Here is a 23,055-nt window from a genome sequence, read left to right on the forward strand (position 1 = left end):
AGACATTATGACTACCGTATCTACCAATCCTGGCGTGGTCTCGCAAGACTTGCTCAACGCGGTCAACCCGAAAAAGCCCAAGGCCGAAGCAGGCAGTGTCGAAGCCGATCAGGACAAGTTCATGACGCTGCTGGTCACGCAGATGAAGAACCAGGACCCGCTCAATCCGCTCGACAATGCCCAGGTCACCAGTCAGCTGGCGCAGTTGTCGACCGTCACCGGCGTCAACAAGCTGAACGCCACGCTGGAATCGCTCAAGGCCAGTTACCAGTCGTCTGAATCGCTGCAGGCAGCCAACATGATTGGCCACGGCGTGCTGGTGCCGGGCAATGACGTGACCCTGGTCGGTGGCAAGGGCATCATGGGTGTGGACATGGCAACGGCGGCCGACAACGTCAAAGTCATCATTACCGATCCGCGTACCGGCAAGGATGTGGACACCATCGACCTGGGCGCGCAGCCGGCCGGCACGGTACCGATGGTGTGGGATGGCGTGCCCGATGCCTCGGTGATCGGTAACGATGGCAAGCCCGTCACTTTGAAGGACGGAAAATATCTGATTCGCGTGGTCGCCACCCAAGGCGGCGAACAACTCAAGGATGCCAAGGCGTTGTCGTTTGACACCGTCGCCAGCGTCACCAGCAATGCCAAGGATGGGGTCAAACTCAACCTGCCCTCATTAGGCGTCGTTACGATTGCCGACGTTCGGCAGATTCTGTAAGCCAGGCCGCTTTACTACTTTATTCAGGAGAACACCATGTCTTTCCAACAAGGACTTAGCGGCTTGAACGGCGCTGCCAAATCGCTCGACGTTATCGGCAACAACATCGCCAACGCCAGCACCGTCGGTTTCAAGGGATCGCAGGCCCAGTTTGCGGACGTGTATGCCACTTCGCTCAACGGCGCAGGCGGCAACCAGGCCGGTATCGGCGTGAAAGTCGCCCAGATCGCGCAGCAGTTCACGCAAGGCAATATCGAATCGTCGGCCAATCCGCTCGACATCGCCATCAACGGTGCCGGCTTCTTCCGTACCGAAGTGGCGGGCGCGACCCAGTATTCGCGCAATGGCCAGTTCTCGCTCGACAAAGACGGCTTCATGGTCAACGCCCAGGGCGCCAAGCTGACCGGTTTTGCGGCCGGCCCATCGGGTGAAATTCTGGCTGGCTCGCCAGTGCCGATCCAGATCAACACGGCCGACTTGAGCCCGGTTGCCACCACCCGCGTGGATACCGAAATCAATCTGGACTCCGGCAGTATCGTGCCAGTCACGGTGCCGTTCAATGCCAACGATCCGACCAGCTACAACAAGCAAACCCCGATCGACGTGTTCGACAGCCTGGGCAATCCGCACGTGTTGTCGACCTTCTACGTCAAGACTGGCGCCGGTGCATGGGATGTGTACACCGCAGTGGACGGTGTGGAAATCACCAACCAGGGCGTTGCTGCCTCGGCCCAGGCCGATCCAGCATCGGTGGCGGCCCGCGCTGCCTTCCAGGTTGCTGCCACTACGCCGCCGGTGAACACGGCCGCCGCTGCCGTGGCCTATGCCACTGCCGCCTCGAACGCCGTGGTGGCCGCTGCCACCGCCGCCGGCGCCACGCCAGCCCAGATCGCTGCCATTCAGGCCGCGGCCACCAGCGCCGGCACCACGGTTGGCATCACGCCAGACCAGATCGATGCCAAGATTGCCGACGCTGTCAGCGTGCCTGGCGTACGCAGCGGTTATTTGCGCTTTGACACCAGCGGCGCCCTGAGCGCTTCGGCCATGGCGCCGCAAACGCTGCCGCTGACGATCGGCTTGCCGATCTTCCCGTCGACCGGTTCGCAGCCTGTGCTGACGTTCAAGATGAACTTCACCAATTCGACCCAGTACGGCGCGGCCACCAGCGAGAAAAAGACCACCCAGGACGGCTATACCGCCGGTTCCTTGCAGCGCTTTACCGCTGGCAGCGACGGCATCATTCTGGGTCAGTACAGCAATGGCCAGGCGCATGCGCTGGGCCAGGTGGTGCTGGCCAATTTCGCCAATCCGAACGGTCTGTCGCCACTGGGTAACAATGCCTGGGCGCAGACTTCGGCTTCCGGTTCGCCAACGGTGGGCACGCCCAACTCGGGCAGCCTGGGCGTACTGCAATCGTCGGCGGTGGAAAACTCGAACGTGGATTTGACGGCAGAACTGGTCAACATGATCACGGCGCAGCGCGTGTATCAGGCCAATGCGCAAACCATCAAGACCCAGGACTCGGTGTTGCAGACCCTGGTCAATCTGCGTTAATTGCAATAAGAGAAAGGCGCCGCCATGGACAAACTTATTTACACCGCCGCCAGCGGCGCGCGTCATATTCTCGAGCAGCAAGCCACCGCTGCCAACAATTTGGCCAACGTCAACACCACGGGCTTCCGGGCGCAGATCGATGCGTTCCGGGCAGTGCCGGTGGTGGCCGAGGGCACGCTGCCGACGCGTGCCTTCGTTACCAATGCCGAGGTCGGTTCCGACTTCTCGTCCGGCCCCTTGCAAATGACGGGGCGCGAGATGGACGTGGCCTTGCGCGGCAAGGGCTGGATCGCGGTGCAGATGGCGGACGGCAGCGAAGCCTACACCCGCCACGGTGCCTTGCAAATGAATCCGAACGGCTTGCTCCAGACTGCCTCCGGGCTGACGGTGCAGGGCGATGGCGGCCCCATCACGGTGCCGCCGGAAGTGACGGTCTCGGTGGGTGGCGACGGTACCATTTCGACCATTGCCACCACCACCAAGCCAGGTGCGCCGACCGTGTTGGGACGCCTGAAACTGGTCAACCCGCCCGAGCAGGACCTGGTGCGCGGCGACGATGGCTTATTCCGCTTGAAAAGCGGACAGCCGGCCCCGGCCGACCCGACCGTGACGGTGGTGGGTGGGGCGCTGGAAGGCAGCAATGCCAATCCGGTCGACTCGATGGTGACCATGATTGCCCTGGCGCGTTCCTTTGAACTCCAGATGAGCTTGATGAAGAACGCCGAGAACAACGCGGCGAAAGCTACCCAGATCCTCGCTTTGAATTGAGTTGCACTCCCGCATAATGTTCTTCATTGACCGGTGCCTGGATCTTTTCCATGGCGCCGTAACTGGAGAAGAGCATGATTCGTTCCCTGTACATCGCCAAGACCGGCCTGGAAGCACAGCAGACCCAGCTTGACGTTATCACCAACAACCTGGCCAACGTCAGCACCAACGGCTTCAAGCGTTCGCGCGCGGTGTTCGAGGACTTGTTGTATCAGAACGTGCGCCAGCCTGGCGCTCAATCCTCGCAGCAGACCGCCTTGCCTACCGGCCAGCAGATCGGTACCGGCGTGCGCACGGTTGCCATCGAGCGTATCCATACCCAGGGCAATCCCCAGTCGACCGGCAACAGCAAGGATGTGATGGTCAATGGCGCGGGTTTCTTCTCGGTCTTGCTGCCGGACGGCACCGCTGCCTACACCCGCGATGGTTCCTTCCAGACTGACAACAACGGCCAGCTGGTGACCTCGTCCGGCTTCGTGGTTCAGCCTGCCATTACCGTGCCCGCCAATGCGCTGTCGCTGACGGTGGCGCGCGACGGCACCGTGTCGGCTCAGTTGCCTGGCACGGCCGCCCCGTCGCAGATCGGCACCTTGCAACTGACCACCTTCATCAATCCAGCCGGTCTGGAATCGAAGGGTGAAAACCTGTACGTGGAAACGGGCGCCTCGGGCAGCCCGAATACCAACACCCCTGGTACGAACGGCTCCGGCGTGCTGATGCAAGGTTATGTGGAAACCTCGAACGTGAACGTGGTCGAGGAAATGGTCAACATGATCACCACCCAGCGCGCCTATGAAATCAACAGCAAGGCGATCACCACGTCCGACCAGATGCTGGCCAAACTGGCCCAGCTGTAATGAGAGGAGATCACCTCATGAAAGCATTTTCCGTTCTTGTCCTGTTGTCCTTGGTTGGCTGCGCCGCCACCCCCAGCTCGATTGTTCAGCGTCCGACAACTGCGCGGCCTTTGTACGCCGAAGCGGCGGCCCCGGCCAATGGCGCCATTTACCAGCCGGCACAATATCGCCCGCTGTTCGAAGATCGCCGCGCGCGCCACATCGGCGACATGCTGACCATTAACATCATCGAAAAAACCTCGGCCGTCAAAGCCGGCGCCAGCTCGGGCAACAAGTCCGGCTCGGCCAGCTTTGCCGCGCCAGGCTTGATCAAAGGTGTGTTCGGGCCGCAGATCGACCTCGAATCAGCGCACAAGTTTTCCGATGGCGACAATCAGAGCGCCAGCAACACCTTCAGCGGCACGATTGGCGTGACGGTGACGGAAGTACTGCCAAACGGAAACCTGATCGTGGCTGGCGAGAAGCAGGTTGCCATGAACAAGGGCGTCGAATTCATTCGCTTCTCCGGCATGATCAGCCCGGACAACATTGGCATGGGCAATACCGTGTCCTCGACCCAGGTGGCCGACGCACGCGTCGAGTACCGCACCAACAGCCAGATCGACCGCGCGGAAATGACATCGATGGTGTCGCGTTTCTTCCAGTCGCTGCTGCCATTCTGATAGGAATTCCCATGCGCCGCTTGTTCCACTTGCTCACTCTTGCCGCTGTCTGCGTGGCCATCCTGGCGCCGCAGGCGGTGCTGGCCGAACGCTTGAAAGACCTGTCGACCATTGGCGGCGTGCGCGAAAATCAATTGTCCGGTTACGGCATCGTGGTTGGCCTCGACGGCAGCGGCGACCAGACTACCCAGACCCCGTTCACGGTGCAGTCGATTGTGTCGATGCTGCAATCGAAGGGCGTGAACATGCCAGCTGGCACCAGCTTGCAGCTCAAGAACGTGGCGGCGGTGATGGTCACCGCGTCGCTGCCGGCGTTTGCGCAGCCAGGCCAGACCATTGACATCACCGTCTCGTCGATTGGTAACGCCAAGAGCTTGCGCGGCGGCACGCTGGTGATGACGCCGCTGCAAGGTGCCGACGGCCAGGTGTACGCCATGGCCCAGGGCAATGTGCTGGTGGGCGGCGTGGGCGCGGCGGCTGGTGGCTCGCAAGTGCAAGTTAATCACCTGAGCGTGGGCAAGATTTCCAGTGGCGCTACGGTGGAAAAAGCCGTTGCCAACAACTTGGGCGAAAACAACCAGATCCGGGTGGAACTGAAAGCCACCGACTTCTCCACCGCCGCACGCGTCGTGGAAGCAATCAACAACCATTTCGGTCCCGGCATTGCCACCGCATTGGATGGGCGCGTGATCCGCGTACGTTCGCCGTCGTCGTCGGACCAGCGCGTGGCCTTCCTGGGCGTGCTGGAGTCGCTGGACGTGGATCCCGCGCGCCAGGCTGCCAAGGTCATCATGAATGCACGCACCGGTTCGGTGGTGATGAACCAGTCGGTCACGCTGGAATCGTGCGCGATTTCGCACGGCAATCTGTCGATCACCATCACGGCGGACAATCAGGTCAGCCAGCCTGCTCCGCTGTCGGGCGGCAAGACCGTGGCTGTGCAAAACGCCAACGTGGAAGTGAAAAAGGATCCGGGCAAGGTGCTGATGGTCAAGGGCGGCGCTTCGCTGGCCGAAGTGGTCAAGGCCATGAACGCAATTGGCGCCTCGCCACAAGACTTGCTGTCGATTCTGCAGGCATTGAAAGCGGCCGGTTCGCTGCGCGCCGAGCTCGAAATTATCTAAGGGGGCACCATGATCGGCCAGACCAACGACATTTCCGGCAAGTTCGCCCTCGATACCAAGGGCATGAGCGAGTTGAAACAGTCGGCCAAGGCCGGCTCACCAGACGCGCTCAAGGGCGCTGCCACCCAGTTTGAAGCCATGTTCATCAACATGATGATGAAAAGCATGCGCGACGCCACGCCGCAGGATGGCATGCTCGACAACCAGCAGACCAAGATGTTCACGGGCATGCTGGACCAGCAGATGAGCCAGAAGATGGCCACGCGCGGTGTGGGCCTGGCCGACATGTTGATTCGTCAGCTGAGCGCCCAGGCGCAAAGCCAGGCCATTGGCGCGCAGGCGGGCACCGACGGTGCCGCACGCGCAACAGCCGAAGCGGCAGCGCTGATCGGCCCAAGCGGCTTGCAAGCGGCGCCACCGGAAACCGGCCGTGCTGCCAGCGGCCGCATCCAGGCCCCACACGTAAAAGAATTCCAGGACAAGCTGGCCAGCCACGCGGCCGAGGCCGAGTCCGCCACGGGCATTCCTGCCAAGTTCATGCTGGGCCAGGCCGCGCTGGAAACGGGCTGGGGCAAGCGTCAGATCCGCAATGCGGACGGCAGCAACAGCCACAATCTGTTTGGTATCAAGGCGGGCCCAGGCTGGACCGGCAAGGTTGCCACGGCCGTGACCACCGAATACGTGAACGGGGTGCCGCGCACCAAGGTGGAAAAGTTCCGTGCGTACGATACGCCCGCCGACAGTTTCAAGGATTATGCGAAACTGATCACCAATAACCCGCGTTACGAGAAAGTCCTGGCCCACGCCGGGGACGCCAGCAAGTTCGCCCACGGCTTGCAGCGCGCCGGCTATGCCACCGACCCGCTCTACGCGGCCAAACTGAGCCGCATTATTCACAACAATCTCGCCTGAGATCGGGCGGTGATGCCAAGTTGACAAGCTTGCAACTCAAGTTTTCGGGAATCCTGCCGTAATAGCAGTACACCAAAGAAGGACACCATCATGGCTGGAAACATTCTCAATATCGGAAAAAGCGGGCTGTTTGCCGCCCAGGCCGGTATGGCGACGACCGGAAACAACATCACCAACGCCAGCGTGGCAGGCTACAGCCGCCAGCTGGTGGTGCAGGCGTCCGCCACGACCCAGAACATTGGCGTGGGCTTCATTGGCAGCGGTACCCAGATTTCCGACATCAAGCGCTATTCCGACAATTTCCTCAATACCCAGGTGCGCACGGCCACCAGCTCGAAAAGCGCACTGGACTCGTATTACGCGCAGATCAAGCAGGTCGACAATCTGTTGTCCGACCCGACGTCCGGCCTGTCGCCGGCGCTGCAGGATTTCTTTAAAGGCGTGCAAGATCTGGCTTCAAATCCGTCCTCGAGCGCCTCGCGCCAGGCGGTGATGTCGTCGGCTGATGCCTTGGCGGCACGTTTCCAGGGCTTGAATGGGCGCCTGCAGGAAATCCGCGACGGCGTGAACACCCAGATTGAATCGAACGTTACGCTGATCAACTCCTACGCGAGCCAGATCGCCGAGCTGAACGAGAAAATCACGGCAGCCGGTACCGGTCAGGGCATGCCCAACGACTTGCTGGACGCGCGCGACCAGCTGGTGCTGGAACTGAACACCAAGATCAAAGCCACCGTGGTGCAGGGCGACAACAACAGCATTACTGTGTCGATCGGCAATGGTCAGCCTTTGGTGGTTGGCAAGAAAGCCTTCCAGCTGGCGACCCTGAGCTCGCCAACCGATCCGGGCCGTACCCAGGTCGGTTATGTGACCGGCACCAAAGTGACCGTGCTGGCCGACAGTGCCCTCGCCGGTGGCGAGCTGGGCGGTTTGATTGAGTTCCGCACGCAGTCGCTGGACCGTGCGCAAAATTCGCTGGGCCGCGTTGCCGTTTCGATTGCCGCCACCTTTAATGATCAACACAAGCTGGGCCAGGATTTGAATGGCAGCATGGGTGTTGATTTCTTCAAGGAAGGCGCGCCTGTGGTAGCGCCGAGCCGCGACAATGCGCTGTCGTCGACGGCCGTGGTTACCGCTACTATTTCCGACGTGAGCAAGCTGACCACCAGCGACTACAAGATTAATTTCAACGGCACGAACTATACCGTGACGCGCCAGTCGGACAATCAGCAGACCATCATCAACCCGTATCCGCAGACGGTGCCGCAAACCATCGACGGCGTCGACTTCGCCATCAATGGCGTGTCCACCACCAACGACAATTTCCTGGTGCGCCCGACCATCAATGGTGCTGGCCAATTCGGCGTCGCGCTGAATGACCGTTCCAAGATTGCAGCTGCCTCCCCGATCGTGACGGCCACGCCCATCACCAACAAGGGTAGCGCCAAGCTGAGCGAGGGCAGTGTCGACGCGGCTTACCTGGCGCCAGGCAACGCCTTGGCCGCACCCGTGACGCTGACCTACACGTCGCCTGGCGGCTTGTCGGGCTTCCCGGCAGGGCAGGCCGTTACGGTGACGAACAATGGCGCCAGTACCGTGTATCCCGCTGGCACCACACCAATTCCGTTTACCGCGGGCGCAACTTACAACTTTGGCGGCGTGAACCTCAGCTTTACCGGCGCGCCTGCCACGACAGATACGTTCACTGTGGGCCCCAACACCAATGGTGTGGGCGACAACCGCAACGCGCGCCTGCTGGGCCTGCTGCAAACGACCAATACCATGGACGGCGGCAAGGCCACCTACCAATCGTCGTACGCCGAGATGGTCAGTTTTGTCGGCAACAAGACGCGCGAAGTGCAAGTCAATGGCGCGGCCGGCGGCAAGTTGCTGGACCAAGCGCGCAGTGCCCAGCAAAGCGTGTCCGGCGTGAATCTGGATGAAGAAGCGAGCAATCTGCTGCGCTATCAGCAAGCCTACCAGGCGGCCGGCAAAGTGATGCAAGTGGCCAGTACCCTGTTCGACACCCTGCTCACGCTGGGCGGCCGCTAAAAGTTATTGGAAGGTTTTATCATGCGTATCAGCACCAACATGATTTTCGAGCAGGGCACCACGCAGTTGGGCACCCTGAACAGCAACATCGCCAAGACGCAGATGCAGCTGTCGACCAACCGCCGCGTGCTGACCGCCGCCGACGATCCAATCGCTGCGGCGCGAGCGCTGGAAGTGACGCAGTCGCAATCGGTCAACACGCAATATGGCGTGAACCGCCAGAATGCGCGCGGTTCGCTGTCGCTGGAAGAGCAGACCCTGGCTGGTACCACCTCGCTGATTCAGGACGTGCAAACGCTGGTCGTCAACGCCGGTAACGGCACCTTGTCGGACACTGACCGGAAATCGCTGGCCATCGAACTGCAAGGGCGTCTGGACGATTTGTTCGGGCTGGCCAATACGGCTGACGGTGTGGGCGGTTATCTGTTCTCGGGCTTTAAATCGAGCACGCTGCCATTTACCAAAACCGCCACTGGCGCCCAGTACAACGGCGACCAGGGTTCGCGCACGCTGCAAATCAGCTCGGCGCGCCAGGTTGGCATCAGTGATTCCGGCAGCGAGATTTTTGAAAACAACGTGACTGGCAATGGCAAGTTCGTGACTGCTGCCAGCGCTGCCAACACCGGCGCGGGGATTGTTTCGAGCGGCTCGGTGGTGAATGCCGCTGCGGCGACTGGCCACAATTATCAGATCAGCTTTGCCGTATCAGGAACGCCGGCTGTGACCACGTATTCGGTACTGGACCAGACCACCGGCTTGCCGCCACCAACCTTGCCAGCACCAGTGCCTTACGTGAGCGGCGAGCAGATTGCCTTTGATGGCGTGGCATTCGATATCAAGGGAATTCCCGCGAATGGCGATACATTCAGCGTGGCGCCGAGCCAGAAGCAATCGATTTTCCAGACCCTGACCAATTTGATTGGCGTGCTCAATTCGGCCGGCAGCGGTCCGGTGGGACAGGCCTCGCTGACCAACGGCTTGAACAAGGCACATGAGAATCTGGCGTCTTCGCTCGATAATGTGCTCAGCGTGCGGGCTTCAGTTGGCGCGCGCATGAAGGAGCTGGATACGCTGGACAGCGCTGGTGACGATTTGAATTTGCAGTACGCAGCAACGCTGTCGGATCTGGTGGACCTGGATCAGGTGGCGGCCATTTCCCAGTTCACGCAGCAGCAGTTTGCGCTGGAAGCGGCGCAGAAGTCGTTTAAGACTTTGTCGGGGCTGTCGCTGTTTAATTTTATTAGTTAAGCATCGGTAACTGCGCGTTTTGACTTGGCGCATACTAACGGGGATCCCAGTTACGCCGGTTGTCAATTCGCGATCTTTGCGTGCAGGAATAGTGCTTGGTTTTTGTGGATCAATATGACCACGCCGCCTTGCGTTAACTCGGTCAACACCTATTTCATCCCTGCGACCGCTGTTGGTCTACCAGCACTGCCTCAAGCGTTCTGAGTACAGGAAACAGTTAGCAGCGGCTCATGTATCCACCTGCCAGTGCCTCCTCAGTGGGTACCTCAACCTGTCTGTGTGCTTTGCGCCGTTGCTTTGCTTTTAAAAATCATCGTATGCGACGCAGAATAGCCCGACTTCATCCTCCAATCGTTTTCCCATATGTTCTGCCGCATGTCGAGAGAAGCAAACAACATCTTCAAGCCCGACCAAAAGTTGGCCTTCAACCCCGTCCACACTCAACACAGAGGTGACTTTCAGGGTCAAATTATCAAGCAGCCTTATCTTCGCGCCAAGTTCAGGAGAGTCAGCAAATTCCAAGTCGCCAGTAACATTGCCATATGCGTGGGTAGGTGCATCAAAAATCGAAAAATCTATTGTGTATTTCATACTATCCTCTAGGAGCGCCAGGTGTATGAACAGTCAGCGCAGCGACCGTCTCGGCAGACATGTCACATCCCATTTTTCTTCCTAACGTTATCATGGCCCAAATGTTACTTGTTCGACCGTTTAGGTCATCACTGTGACCCGTCCATGTTGTATTGGTTCCCGTCACATCGGGGTTTGGCGTTGAGTAAGCGTTTGTGAAAAGCGTGTTGTCGTTGTACATGTTCTCCATTTTCTCGCGGGCCCCTGCAATTGCGGTCATAACTGCTTTCTTGATAGCGCGGCATGGGTCATCCGAGTTAGCACAATTGCGGTCGAAGTGTCTTTCCTCCATTCTAGTCATGTCGCTGGGGCGTGAGGGTCTACTAGTAGCAGGCATTGCTGCGGCTGCATCCGCGTTGCCTGAATTGGCGATCGGCTGATGGGTGATGCCCCACCAAACACTCCCGATAGTCGCAACGCCAGCAGCACCTGCCCAATAGATGAGTGGGATGGCCATGAAGAATTGGCCAGATGGATCTACTCGACTGATTGGATTGCCGCCGACGTAACCATAGGTGTTGATGCCACCTTTCAGTCCAATCGGATCGCTTTGGATATATCGTCCCGATTGCGGATCATAGTCGCGATAGTAGTTGTAGTGATTATTAGTCTCTTTGTCAAACCACTGGCCGGGAAAACGTCCGTTGTATTCAAACCGCGCAAGTCCCTCCGGTCTTTCGTCTGGATTTTGAATTCCGAAAGGGTCTGCATCTATCCAACGCCATACCATTCGGTTGTCGCTGAACCTAGCGATAGCTCTTGGTGTGCGGAGATGATCCACGTAAACGTAGGAAATTTCATTTGTCTGTAGCGTTGCCTTGTGAAGAGTTTTCTCACTCGGCTTGACGATAGCTATCGGAGCTCCGGCTAGGTATACCGTTTCCTGAATTGGCGCACCACTACTGTCATATTCGCCCAGCATTTGGCCATCATTGTCGTAGAAATAGTATGTCGTATAGCCACTGTCCTCAATTTTCGCAACGCGTTCACCTTGCCCGTTGTGCAGGTAATTTGTTGTGCTCGTTCCCTTTCTTGCGGTGCGAAGCCGCCCCAAAACGTTGTACTCGTAATCAAAGATTCCGTCGCTGATAAGATGGCCTGCGTTGTCATAAACATTTTTCTTTGATGGGCTAGGGCCAGTTGTCGAGTTAAGCCGGTTGGCGCTAGTACTAAAAAAATTGTCGAAAGTTGTTCCTCCAAATCCTGCCCTCGTTCGGTTTCCGTTTAGGTCGTACTCGAATCGTTGGCTCATGGATCCGCCTTCAACTTTAGTGAGGCGGTCGGATCCGTCGTAAGTAAATTGTTGGTCAAGGCGGTTCGCGTTAGCGATCCCAGTGTGGGTGTACGAGATAATCCGGTCAGCACCGTCGTACTGGAGTTGGCGCATGACACCTTGATGCGCGTGATGTCCAAGTGGATAGCTCTTTATTCGTCCTAATGGATCAAAAGTTTTTTCATACCAATTCGGTTCATCTGCGTTACTGTTTCCCCACTTCCACTTATAGGCGGCTGCGAACGGTGTATAGCTAAGTTCCGAGAGCAGTGTGGTAGCTACTCCGTTATTCCCATGCAAAGTCATTTCCGCCGGTCGGCCCGCGATGTCGTAACTAATTTCAATGCGATTCCCGCTAGGGTACGTTATCGACCTCAAAAGCCCTTTGCTCGTGCCACGATCGCCATACTCGTACGCGAGCGAGAGTTCATGTTTTGCTTTTCCAATGGCAACCGTTTGGTTTTTTTTGCTCATACGACCAAACGTGTCGTAGGAATATGTAGTGCTCCCGGACTCGTCGCTCATTGTCACGACTTGGCCGGATTCGCCGGTACCGTTCGTACCATATCTAAAACGGGCGCCACCGAAATGTATGAGTCGTCCCGCTCCATCATACTCTTGCAGCACCGTTGCCCCCCGAGCATCCCGAGTACTCATCAGCGCACCGGCGCTATCGTAAAAATACTTCGTGGTTCCGCTGTCGGGACTGCTCAGTTCGATTCGCTGTCCGTGCCCATCGACTTCGTATTCCGTCTTGAGCTTGCGGGGGTCAGTAACGCTTAAGAGCGAGTCTTTGAGATCGTAGCGATACTCGAATTCCGGTGGCGGTGTCCCCGGAGCAGCACTCGGTAGAAGTTCAGACGAAAGGCGATTAAATTTGTCGTAATTCATTAAAGTACGTCTACCGAGCAAGTCACTTAGCCGCTTCAAATTTCCGCTTTTGTCATATTCGTAGCTTGCATCAGTTGTCTGCGCACCGCGATTCGCACTCTGAAGTCGCCCAAGAGCGTCGTAAGAATTAGTGACCTCAAATACACGTTCGCCAGCCGCATTGAATACTTCAGACTTAGTTACGTTACCGATTTGATCGAGCGTCAGGCGTTGCTCGTTTCCTGCTGAGTCGACAAAACCTAATAACCGATGGGCAGGGTCGTACTTGAACTCGGTTGTAGTTCCGTTGGGGGCGGTCATCTTCAGAATCTGGCCCGCCGTATCGTACTGGTAAGTTATCGTTTCAGCGCGGCCGTTACCGTCGGTCAAGATAGACTTGATGAGTTTCCCGCGGGGAGCATAGTTCAGTGTCTGGGTGAGTCCATTCGACTGAAGAATGCGTGTTGGAACTCCGCTCTTCGCGTATTCGTGGAACTCACTGACTTGACCCGAACTATCTTTAACCGAAGCGAGATCACCCTTTGAATGGGTTGATGTTGAGTCTGCATAGTATTCATACTCGGTCGAAAACTGATCTGCGGAATCGTCTGTAGGTTCCGACGTGCGCGTCACTTGCCCGTGCTGGTTATAGAAATAACGCCAAGTTCGAGGCTGTAATATCGGTTTGGCACCGAAACCTTTAACGCCGCTGCTGTCATTTGTTGGCTGAACTGTCTTTTCACATACGACTGCTATGGGTTTTCCGTTAGGTAGTAAAGTATCGTTTTCGACGCAACGTACAATGGCCCCGTCGAACCGAGGTTGGCCGTTATAAACGTAAGTAGTGGTTTGATCAGGTCCTGCGAGTGCAACCGCAACGTTAAAGTCAGAATGCCACTTTGTGCTGATGCGTCGGCTCCCGATTGGAATGGCAGCCGACGACGAGGCCGGGCAGGAAAACGTTGCCGTTACGCCTTCCACCCGGCTGGTCTCCAAACCTCGTGATGCATCGTTGAGATAGCAGGTCTTCGTTTCGCTAAAATCTGTACTCGAGTTCAACGATCCTAGTGAATCGTAGGTCGTTTTGCTTACGGACGCGTCGCATCCGGAACCTGCGGGCTGACTTTGGCTTTTTACCCGCCCAGGAAAATTGCGTCCCGTGTAGACGATCTCGAAGTCGCGCTGTGTTTTCAGCGGGTCTGTAACGATCCGCTTCCCCTCGGCGGGATAAGCGAAAGTGTAGCGGTTTGCGCCGCCTGCGTGTTCAGAAAGAATGGCTTGTCCCGCGTCGTTGTATGCGTAGGTCGCGAACCGTACCCCGTTTTCATCTGTCACTCCCGTCAAGAGATGACGTTGACCATCGTGCTCGTAGTGATAGCGTCGCGTTCCGACAGTTATGCCATCGCGGTCGAGAAAAGTGACTTTGATAAGTCGGGATGATCCGGAAAACTCGGTGCCGTCTCTGTTCTGCAATCTGTCGTACTGGTAGCTCACCCCTTCTTCTCCGCTATGAATCGATGCCACAACGTCGCCATTCCATTGAACGCTAAAGGCGCGGCCGAAGTCGTCGGTGATTGAGATCACGCGATTGTTGCTGTCATATTCGAGATAAACTGCGGTCCCCTCCTTACTGTGTGTGCTTACCAATAGGAAGTTGCCCGAAACGCTTTTGAAGCGATCGATTTCGCCGTCTGCGGTAGTGAAAGCCCAATCTGAAAAATCTGCGTTCAGACTCTGCAGAGTCTCGCGTCGTTCGTATTTCGAAACATAGTTCTTGTGGTCCTGTCGATTGGAGAATTCAGAATAGCTACCGTCGCCACGGACGATTTTTACTTCAGTAGGCGCCGCAACGCTATCCTTTACGTTGACGGAAAATGCGCGGTCAAAGGAAAAGGACCAGCCAGATCCTGCCGATTGGGCTAACCCGGTGTCACGCAGCGATCGATATGTTCGCCAGACAGTAAGAGCGCCCTTAAGGCCACTTTGCAAATCCGTCTCACTCTGAACTTTCGCTCCGCTCGAAATGACGACGGGGTTTGCCTTAACATAGGCCGGATCTGTAGAACGACATGAAATCGGTCGCGAAACCTCTGGTTTTTTTACGCACACACCGGGCCACCGCGGCTCATATGGATAGGCGCATGCTAGATACGTATGTCCATAGTCCAAAATCCTTCCACCGATCGGGTTCTGGTAAATGCAGTGGTACTTTGGGCTCTGCGAGTTCACGGGTGTCATCGAAAGCAGCCCAACACTCCAATGATTCTGAGCGGTTTGACTACATGCTACGCCTGGGTCATCGACATATCCGGTTGGCTCCAACAAGTCGCCCGTGTAATAGCTCCATCCAATCATTCCCCCGCTCTTCCCCGTCGAACTTTTAGTGTCATTGGCGACCGATGGGATTGCTAAAGCAGCCAAAAGTAGGACGATCGTCGTGCGGATGATGCCTGTGCATACCAATTTCCGAGTCCGAGACATCATTTCCCCTTTGTTGAGCGCGTGACTTGAGGATACGGGTGCGGAAAGGAATATTATTGCGCTGCTTCAAACAGTTGCTTATAAGAAGGAAATATCCACCCGGGCCAGACTTTCATCCGGCGGCATCGTGAAATTGGGCGCGAGGCGTCCCCCGCGTTGGATTTGAGGGATGTATAGTCGATGTGCGCTAGTAGGCGGTTCAGCCTGGCGGCGCTGGCACTGGCGTGGGGGCCGTCGGCGCACTGCGCTCGCCAGCACTGCGCGGCACCTTGCGCGCCGCTTCAATGCCCTGATTGAACAAGTTCTGCAAAGGCACACTCAGGTAGGGTAGTGCCATGCTGATTACCAGAATGCCCACTCCCAGCGAAATTGGGAACCCAATGCCGAAGATGTTCAGTTGCGGCGCCGCGCGCGTCAGAATCCCCAGCGCGACGTTGGTGATCAGCAGTGCGGCTACGATCGGCAAGCACAGCTGCAAGCCGACATTGAAAATCACGGCAGCCCATTTCACCAGTTCGTAAGGGGCGGCGGCCGATACCGGCGTTGCAGACACCGGCAGCGTAATGAAGCTTTCAGCCAGCACCTCCAGCAGCACCAGGTGTCCGTTCACGGAGAGAAACGCCATGGTCGCCACCAGCGCCAGAAACTGGCTCACCGCCGACGAGCGGCCCCGCGTTTGCGGATCGAACACACTGGCGAAACCCAGGCCCATGGTCAGGCTGGCGACCTCGCCCGCCATTTCGACGGCAGCAAACACGATGCGCACCGAAAAGCCGATGGCTGCGCCAATCAACAGTTCCTGAATCAGAATCAACAAGCCTGCCAGCGACATGGGGTCCGCCGCCGGTAGTGCGGGAATTGCCGGCGCAATGATCAGCGCCAGCAACACGCCGAGGATGATCTTGCTGCTCATGGGCACGCTGTTGTTGCCGTAAAGAGGGGCGGCGGCGATCATGCCGAGAATCCGGGTCAGCGGCCACAACAGGGCCGCGATCCAGGTATTCATTTCGATACTGGTTAGTGTCAGCATGACGCGGGCCGCAGGGCCTTAGCCGATCAGGCCTGGAATGCCGGTGAACACCTGGCGCATGTAGTCAAGCATCACCGCCAGCATCCAGGGGCCGGCGACGACCAGGGCGACGAAGATGCCAACCAGTTTCGGGATAAAGGAGAGGGTTGCTTCGTTAATCTGGGTGGCGGCCTGGAAGATCGAGACGATCAGGCCCACAATCAGGGCCACCAGCAACAGCGGCGCCGATACCATGAGAGTGACCTCCATGGCATTGCGGCCGATTGTCATAACGGTTTCCGGAGTCATTCAGCGCCCCTAATAGAAACTTTGCGACAGCGAGCCCAGAATCAGCTGCCAGCCGTCCACCAGCACAAACAGCATCAGCTTGAAGGGCAGCGAAATCACGGCGGGCGACATCATCATCATCCCCATGGACATGAGCACACTGGCCACTACCATGTCGATGATCAGGAAGGGAATGAAGATGGCAAAACCGATCTGGAACGCGGTCTTCAATTCGCTGGTGATAAAGGCGGGAATGAGCACCCGCAGTGGAATATCGTCCGGCCCTTGCAGGGCAGGCGAGCGCGAAATCTTGACGAACAGGGCCAGGTCGGCCTGGCGCGTCTGGCGCGTCATGAAGTCCTTGAGCGGCTTGACCCCGCGGTCCATCGCTTCGCCCATCTGAATCTTGTTTTCCTGCAGCGGCTGGTAAGCGTCCACGTAAATCTTGTCAAACACCGGTCCCATCACGAACAGTGTGAGGAACAGCGCCAGTCCCACCAGCACCTGGTTGGGCGGCGACGATTGCGCACCCAGCGCCTGGCGCAGCAGCGACAGCACGATGATGATGCGGGTAAAACTGGTCATCATGAGCAGCGCCGCCGGCAGGAAGCTCAGCGACGTCATCAAGAGCAGGGTCTGGACCGGCAGCGAGTAGGCAGTGCCGCCGCCTGGTGCAGGCTGGCTGGTGAAAGCCGGGATGCCGTCGGCGGCGCCCGCCAGCACTGGCAGCAGCAAGGCCCCGGCCACCAGTGCCAGGCGGCCCGCGCGCGCGCTCATGAAGAACTTATTTTGCATTGCGTTGGTCTATCGTTTGTTTGAGCCAGGCGGCAAAGCTGCTGGCTGGCACTTGCGTGTCGCCCGACAGTGGCGCGGGCACGGTTTCCTGGCGCGGCATCGTAGCCAGGGCATTGACGCGGCCAGGCGAAGCGCCGACGACGATCCATTGGTCGCCCACTTCCACCAGCACGATGCGTTCACGTCCGCCCAGGTTCAGGCCGCCAACGATGCGCAAGCCACCAGCGCCAGCCTGGGCCTTGGGACCGAAGCGTTTCATGCCCCAGGCAAACAAGGCCAGCGCGCCCAGCACCAGTAGCAGGCCAGTGATGGTCTGGACCAGGTTGCCGGCCGAGGTGGCCACAGGCGGCTGCGCAGGCTGTGGCAGCGCGGGCGCGGTTTGCAGGGCAGGGCGGGCAGGGAGAGTGGCGTTCGTGGCAGCAGGCGCGGTCGTCGTGGCAGGTACGGACGCGACAGCAGATGGTGCAGCAGGTGCGGGCGGTACGGTACTGGATGGAACAGCAGGCTCAACTGCGCCCGCCTGGGCGCTGGCGAGCAGGGCGCCCAGCAAGATTGCGCGCAGGCGGCCCCGGGTCATTTGTTGAGTTTTCGAATCCGTTCGGACGGGGTAATGATGTCCGTCAGGCGAATACCGAATTTATCGTTCACCACCACCACTTCGCCCTGGGCGATCAGGCAGCCGTTGACCAGCACGTCCATCGGTTCGCCGGCCATGCCGTCCAGTTCCACCACGGAGCCTTGCGCCAGTTGCAGCAGGTTCTTGATGGCGATCTTGGTGCGGCCCAGTTCAACCGTCAGCTGGACCGGGATGTCGAGGATGAAGTCGATATCGTTGGGCGTGTCGGGCTTGCTGCCCTTGTTGGAAAAATCCTTGAACACGGCGGCACTGGCGGCCTGGCTTTGCAGCGCGTCGGCTTCCGCCTTGGCCTGCTCGGCAATGGCGGCGCCCCAGTCGTCGTCCATGCTCGTGTCTTCTTGATTATCGGACATCATGCACTCCCTTATTTAACTTCCGCATTCGCGAGTAATTTTTCCACTTTTAGCGCATATTGGCCGTTCAGTACGCCATATGTGCAATCCATGACCGGCACGCCATCCACCGTGGCCTGGATCTGCTCGGGTACGGCGAGGGGAATCACGTCGCCGACTTTCATGTTCAGGATTTCGTCGAAGGTGGCGCGGCCCGTTCCCAGGGTGGCAACCAGCTCGACTTCGGCAATCTGGATCTGCTGCGTCATCAGGCGGATCCAGCGTTTGTCCACTTCCAGTGCCTCGCCTTGCAGGCTGGAGGTAAGCGTGTCGCGGATCGGCTCGATCATCGAATACGGCAGGCAGAAGTGAATCTGGCCCGATACCGCGCCCAGCTCCACCGTAAACGTGGACGACACCACCACTTCATTCGGGGTGGCGATGTTGGCAAACTGGGTGTTCATTTCGGAACGGATGTACTCGAACTCCACCGGGTACACCGGCTCCCACGACTTGGTGTAGGCCTCAAACACGATGTCCAGAATGCGCAAAATGATGCGCTGCTCGGTCTGGGTAAAGTCGCGCCCTTCGACGCGGGTATGGAAGCGCCCGTCGCCACCAAACAGGTTATCCACCAGCAGGAACACCAGGCCCGGATCAAACACCATCAGGGCGGTGCCGCGCAGCGGCTTCATGTGCACCAGATTCAGGTTGGTCGGCACCACCAGGTTGCGGATGAATTCGCTGTACTTGGAAACGCGCACCGAGCCGACCGAGACTTCGGCACTGCGCCGGATAAAGTTAAACAGGCCCACGCGCAGCAGGCGCGCAAAACGTTCGTTGATGATTTCCAGCGTCGGCATGCGGCCGCGCACGATCCGTTCCTGGGTGGCCAGGTTGTAGGTGCGTACGCCCGACGTATCCTCAGGCGCGGCGGCGTCGTCCTGATCGCCGTTGACGCCCTTGAGCAGGGCATCAACTTCTTCCTGGGATAGAAAATTATCGGCCATGACAGGTCACTGGATAATGAAATTGGTAAACAACACGTCGGTCACTTCCTGCGGTTGCCCTTTTTCGGCAAACGGTTGGTTGATGGCCGTAATAATTTCTTTGGACAGCGCGCCCTTGCCTTCGGTGGTGTTCAGTTCGGACGACTTCTTGGCCGACAGCAGCAGCAAGACGCGGCTGCGCACGCGCGCCATGTTGGTCTTGACCAGCTCGGCCTGTTCCGGCCCGGCCACCTGCAGCGTAAATTGAATCTGCAGATATTGGTCCTGCAAGCCTTCTTCGGGGGCCAGATTGACCGTGAACGGTTCGATCACAACAAACTCGGGCTTGGCCGCTGGCTTCACCTCTGCCTTGTGTTCTTTCTTGTCGCCACTGCCCTTGGTAAAGAACCAGGCTGCGCCACCGCCAACGGCGAGCATCACCACTGCCAGGATGATGATCAGCATTTTCTTCGATTTTGCCGGTGCCGCTTCTGGCGTTGCCTTCGGGTCAGCCTTCATGGATGGTTTCGCTTTCAAGTTTCCTCAGTACGGCAATAGGTGGAACGTGCACATCATTATGTCATTATCGGGAATTTCGGGGCGATTGGATGTGTTGAAAAGAGGGAAGAACCCCAGCCAACTCGTGGCTTGGGGAACACATTCATTTCAAACATGCATGGACCCGGCTTGGCCGGAGGCAAAAAGCGCTCAGGCAAAGGTGTCAACCAGACCCTGCTGACCGCCGCCACGGCGTGGTGCCGGGGCCACCGTGGTTTCGCCGCTGCTGCTCACCCCACCGGTGCCGCCATTGCGGCCACCGCTGCGGCCTGCCTCACGGGCATCGGCCTGGGCTTGTTGCTGCGCTGCGCCATCGTTGACGCTGGCGTTGCCCAGCGCGATGCCGCTTTCGCTCATCATTTCACGCAGCTTGGGCAGGGCATCTTCCAGGGCTTGACGGACCTCCGGCTGGGCGGCGGAGAAGGTGACCGTGGCCTGGTCATTGTTCACGCTCAGCACCACTTGCATTGGGCCCATGTCGGGCGGGTTCAGCGTCAGTGAGGCGCTTTGTTCCTTGCCTGCGACCATCCAGATGACCTTTTGCCCGACTTGCTGGTCCCAGCCGTCGCTGCCCACGCGGGCGGCGATCTTGTCGGTGGCCACGCCTATAGCAGCTTGCGCCAGGGCCAGCGAGGCTTGCTGGACCGGTGCAGCCGCAGGGCCGGTGACGGCCAGATCCTTGATGCCGGCCGCCTCGGGCGCTGCTTCGCGGTTGCGCAGAATCGCCGAGAATTGGGCAGCGTCGGCCAGGCCCTTGGGCTGACCAGTGGCTGCTTCGATTTTGGCTGCAACTGGTTTTGCGTCGGACACCAGACGCTCAACCGGCTGACCGAGCGGGTTGCCTTCGTCGCTCACTTGCGGCTTGACGCCGTCGAGCGCACTGCCGTCAAGCTTGGCCATCATGTTCTTGCCCGCGCCCGCGCCCGGTGCCAGCACGGCAGCGCCGGTCAGGGCCGGGTTGGTTTCCACGGCCGAGGCGGCGCTGGCGCCGGGCAACACGGTCGCGGCGACAGGCGCCGGCGTGGCGGCGCCAGGCAGATTCAGGCTGGCCATCAGCGCGGCCATGTCGAGCGCACTGTTGCCGTCGGCCGCTACCTCGGGCTGCGACTCGACGCTTTCAGCTGCTGCGTCTTTCGGGCCGGCGCTGCTGGGTGTCGTACTGTCCGCTTCGGCCGGTTTGGCCGCTGCCGGCTTGTCTGCCTGTTGGGCCTGGGCCGGCTTGGCGGGGCCGTTGGGTTTGGTCGGTGCGGTTTGCGGTGCGGCGCCTTGCTGGCGCTGGCTTACTTCGCGCGACAGGGCCGCGCTGAACTGGGCATCGCCGCCGCTGTTCTGGTTGGGGCGCGGGCCATTCTTGGCCGGGGCCGGATTGGCGTTGATCTGGATCGGAAGGTTCGGAGTTTGCATGGTCGCGGTCAATCGTGGTTCAGCGTTTGTAATAAGCCTGGCGGGCGGCGTGTTCGTCCATCTGCTTCTGGTCGCGCTTGTTTTCCTTGTGCAGCGCTTCGGCGGCGGCGCGCTCGTTGAGCGTGCGGTAGGACAGGCGCTTGCGCTCGCTTGCCTGCCACGTCGCTTTCTCTACACCGGCCTTGTACTGCGCATGCTTGATGACGTCGCGCTGGCCGTTGATGGCAATGTCAAGCTTGTCCATGAAGGCGACAAAGTTGCGGTACGCCATCGGGGTGATGCCCGCCACCTGGGCCGCGTCCAGACGCAATGCGTAGTCTTCGCGGTAACCCAGCAGCATGGCCAGCTTCTGTTCACTCTCGTCGACCGCCTTCAGGGCGGCGCCCAGCCGCTTGGCAGCGTCGTCGGTTTCGCGCTGCGCCAGCTCGATCAAGGTGTCCAGGGCGGATTGTTTGGCCATGATTCATTATAGGACTGGCCAGTTGCTTCCAATCAGGAGAATAAGGAGGTCAATTGCCCCAAACTCTCGAGCATGGGCACTTTGTCGGTAATTTCCTGGCGCAGGAATTGCTCAATTCTTTCATGTTTGGCAATTGCTTCATCCAGCACCGGGTCGCTGCCCGGGGCGTAGGCGCCCACGCTGATCAGGTCGCGCGAGCGTTCGTAGCGGGAATACAACTGTTTCAGGCGCCGGGCCGCATGCTGGTGGGCCGTGCTGGTAATTGAATGCATGGCGCGCGAAATCGATTGTTCGATGTCGATGGCCGGGTAGTGGCCCGCTTCGGCCAGGCGCCGGTTCAGCACGATGTGCCCGTCCAGAATCGCGCGCGCCGAGTCGGCAATCGGATCCTGCTGGTCGTCGCCCTCGGTCAGCACGGTATAGAAGGCGGTAATCGAGCCGCCGCCTTCCAGGCCGTTGCCGGCCCGTTCTACTAGAATTGGCAATTTGGCAAATACCGACGGCGGATAGCCCTTGGTGGCGGGCGGTTCGCCAATGGCCAGCGCAATTTCGCGCTGCGCCATGGCATAACGTGTCAGCGAATCCATGATCATCAGGACATTCTTGCCCTGGTCGCGGAAGTGTTCGGCAATGGTGGTGGTGTAGGCGGCGCCCTGCAGACGCATCAGGGGCGGGGTGTCGGCCGGGGCTGCCACCACGACCGAGCGCGCCAGGCCTTCCGGCCCCAGAATTTGTTCGATGAATTCCTTGACCTCGCGGCCCCGTTCGCCGATCAGGCCGACCACAATCACGTCGGCCGTGGTGTAGCGCGCCATCATGCCCAGCAGCACCGATTTACCGACGCCGGAACCTGCGAACAGGCCCAGGCGCTGGCCGCGGCCCACGGTCAGCATGGCGTTGATGGCGCGAATGCCCACGTCCAGTGTTTCCACAATCGGTGCGCGGTCCAGCGGGTTGGCGGGGCGCACGTTGATGGGGGCGCTGTCGTCGGTGTCCAGCGGGCCCAGGCCGTCGAGCGGGCGGCCAGCGCCGTCCAGCACGCGTCCCAGCAGGCCAAAGCCAACCGGCAAATGGCGGGCGCGGTCGCTGGGGCGGCGGCGCGGGTGCATCACGGAGCCGGGGCGCGGCACTTGCGCTTCCACGGGGAATACACGGGTGCCAGGCACAATGCCTTCCACGTCCGATTGCGGCATCAGGAACAGGCGGTCGCCGTCGAAGCCGACGACTTCGGCTTCGACCCGGGCGCCATTGGGCATGGGGATGGTGCAGGCGCTGCCGACCGCAAGGCGCAGGCCGACGCATTCCATGACCAGGCCGGCCACGCGGGTGACCCGGCCCGACACTTGCATCGGTTCGACAAAGCTGGTCAGTGCGGTGCAGTCGCGCAGATACGAGGTCCAACGCGTGGTGTGGCGGTCGGGGGCGCCCATG

At 59.2% G+C, this 23,055-nt stretch carries 21 protein-coding genes; 9 read left to right on the forward strand and 12 right to left on the reverse strand.

All coding sequences use genetic code 11. The annotated features are described in order from the left end of the window. Positions 1 to 7: 7 nt before the first annotated feature. From BUC24_RS02495 to flgL, 9 genes are all read left to right on the forward strand, one after another. Complete coding sequence (locus tag BUC24_RS02495) at positions 8 to 721, forward strand: flagellar hook assembly protein FlgD (protein WP_073212496.1); 714 nt, start codon at positions 8 to 10, stop codon at positions 719 to 721. A gap of 36 nt (positions 722 to 757) precedes the next feature. Continuing rightward, positions 758 to 2,275, forward strand: coding sequence for a flagellar hook protein FlgE (locus tag BUC24_RS02500; RefSeq protein WP_073212497.1), 1,518 nt, complete (start codon positions 758 to 760; stop codon positions 2,273 to 2,275). Positions 2,276 to 2,299: 24 nt separating this feature from the next. After that, on the forward strand, positions 2,300 to 3,043 hold the full coding sequence (gene flgF / locus BUC24_RS02505) for a flagellar basal-body rod protein FlgF (RefSeq protein WP_073212498.1): 744 nt from the start codon (positions 2,300 to 2,302) through the stop codon (positions 3,041 to 3,043). A gap of 74 nt (positions 3,044 to 3,117) precedes the next feature. Then, positions 3,118 to 3,900, forward strand: coding sequence for a flagellar basal-body rod protein FlgG (gene flgG / locus BUC24_RS02510; protein WP_073212499.1), 783 nt, complete (start codon positions 3,118 to 3,120; stop codon positions 3,898 to 3,900). Positions 3,901 to 3,917: 17 nt separating this feature from the next. Continuing rightward, entirely contained in the window at positions 3,918 to 4,562 is a 645-nt protein-coding gene (locus tag BUC24_RS02515; protein ID WP_083598652.1) for a flagellar basal body L-ring protein FlgH, read from the forward strand. A gap of 11 nt (positions 4,563 to 4,573) precedes the next feature. Then, entirely contained in the window at positions 4,574 to 5,686 is a 1,113-nt protein-coding gene (locus BUC24_RS02520) for a flagellar basal body P-ring protein FlgI (protein ID WP_073212501.1), read from the forward strand. Positions 5,687 to 5,695: 9 nt separating this feature from the next. Further along, entirely contained in the window at positions 5,696 to 6,598 is a 903-nt protein-coding gene (gene flgJ, locus BUC24_RS02525; RefSeq protein WP_073212502.1) for a flagellar assembly peptidoglycan hydrolase FlgJ, read from the forward strand. Positions 6,599 to 6,688: 90 nt separating this feature from the next. Continuing rightward, entirely contained in the window at positions 6,689 to 8,650 is a 1,962-nt protein-coding gene (gene flgK, locus BUC24_RS02530; RefSeq protein ID WP_073212503.1) for a flagellar hook-associated protein FlgK, read from the forward strand. Positions 8,651 to 8,671: 21 nt separating this feature from the next. Further along, positions 8,672 to 9,898 (forward strand): flagellar hook-associated protein FlgL, encoded by a 1,227-nt coding sequence (flgL, locus tag BUC24_RS02535; protein WP_073212504.1) that lies wholly within the window; start codon positions 8,672 to 8,674, stop codon positions 9,896 to 9,898. A gap of 303 nt (positions 9,899 to 10,201) precedes the next feature. On the opposite strand, the gene BUC24_RS02540 is transcribed toward flgL, so the two are convergent. The 12 genes from BUC24_RS02540 to fliI form a co-directional block, all read right to left on the reverse strand. After that, a complete protein-coding gene (locus BUC24_RS02540; RefSeq protein WP_073212505.1) occupies positions 10,202 to 10,489 on the reverse strand; it encodes a hypothetical protein in 288 nt (95 codons plus the stop codon). A gap of 1 nt (position 10,490) precedes the next feature. Beyond that, complete coding sequence (locus BUC24_RS26260) at positions 10,491 to 15,155, reverse strand: RHS repeat-associated core domain-containing protein (protein ID WP_083598653.1); 4,665 nt, start codon at positions 15,153 to 15,155, stop codon at positions 10,491 to 10,493. 196 nt (positions 15,156 to 15,351) lie between these two features. Then, positions 15,352 to 16,182, reverse strand: a complete 831-nt coding sequence (gene fliR, locus BUC24_RS02550; RefSeq protein WP_073212507.1) for a flagellar biosynthetic protein FliR — start codon at positions 16,180 to 16,182, stop codon at positions 15,352 to 15,354. A gap of 18 nt (positions 16,183 to 16,200) precedes the next feature. Further along, positions 16,201 to 16,470, reverse strand: a complete 270-nt coding sequence (gene fliQ, locus BUC24_RS02555; RefSeq protein ID WP_073212508.1) for a flagellar biosynthesis protein FliQ — start codon at positions 16,468 to 16,470, stop codon at positions 16,201 to 16,203. 9 nt (positions 16,471 to 16,479) lie between these two features. Beyond that, positions 16,480 to 17,244 (reverse strand): flagellar type III secretion system pore protein FliP, encoded by a 765-nt coding sequence (fliP, locus tag BUC24_RS02560; RefSeq protein WP_073212509.1) that lies wholly within the window; start codon positions 17,242 to 17,244, stop codon positions 16,480 to 16,482. Beyond that, the gene (fliO, locus tag BUC24_RS27165) at positions 17,234 to 17,821 is read right to left on the reverse strand and encodes a flagellar biosynthetic protein FliO (RefSeq protein WP_073212510.1); all 588 of its coding nucleotides are present in this window, start codon (positions 17,819 to 17,821) and stop codon (positions 17,234 to 17,236) included. Before fliO ends, fliP begins: the two co-directional genes overlap by 11 nt. After that, a complete protein-coding gene (gene fliN, locus BUC24_RS02570) occupies positions 17,818 to 18,234 on the reverse strand; it encodes a flagellar motor switch protein FliN (protein WP_073214673.1) in 417 nt (138 codons plus the stop codon). Before fliN ends, fliO begins: the two co-directional genes overlap by 4 nt. 11 nt (positions 18,235 to 18,245) lie before the next feature. Then, positions 18,246 to 19,223 carry a flagellar motor switch protein FliM gene (fliM, locus tag BUC24_RS02575; protein ID WP_073212511.1) on the reverse strand — a complete coding sequence of 326 codons (978 nt, stop codon included), beginning with the start codon at positions 19,221 to 19,223 and terminating at the stop codon, positions 18,246 to 18,248. A gap of 6 nt (positions 19,224 to 19,229) precedes the next feature. Continuing rightward, complete coding sequence (gene fliL / locus BUC24_RS02580; RefSeq protein ID WP_073212512.1) at positions 19,230 to 19,721, reverse strand: flagellar basal body-associated protein FliL; 492 nt, start codon at positions 19,719 to 19,721, stop codon at positions 19,230 to 19,232. Positions 19,722 to 19,910: 189 nt separating this feature from the next. Next, on the reverse strand, positions 19,911 to 21,164 hold the full coding sequence (locus BUC24_RS02585) for a flagellar hook-length control protein FliK (RefSeq protein WP_229447974.1): 1,254 nt from the start codon (positions 21,162 to 21,164) through the stop codon (positions 19,911 to 19,913). Positions 21,165 to 21,183: 19 nt separating this feature from the next. Continuing rightward, positions 21,184 to 21,624: a flagellar export protein FliJ gene (fliJ, locus tag BUC24_RS02590; protein WP_073212514.1), complete on the reverse strand. Its 441-nt coding sequence runs from the start codon at positions 21,622 to 21,624 to the stop codon at positions 21,184 to 21,186. A 32-nt stretch (positions 21,625 to 21,656) separates the two neighbouring features. Further along, complete coding sequence (gene fliI, locus BUC24_RS02595) at positions 21,657 to 23,054, reverse strand: flagellar protein export ATPase FliI (RefSeq protein ID WP_073212515.1); 1,398 nt, start codon at positions 23,052 to 23,054, stop codon at positions 21,657 to 21,659. Position 23,055: the final 1 nt, after the last annotated feature.

This window comes from Massilia sp. CF038, assembly GCF_900129765.1.
Classification (GTDB): domain Bacteria; phylum Pseudomonadota; class Gammaproteobacteria; order Burkholderiales; family Burkholderiaceae_D; genus Telluria_A.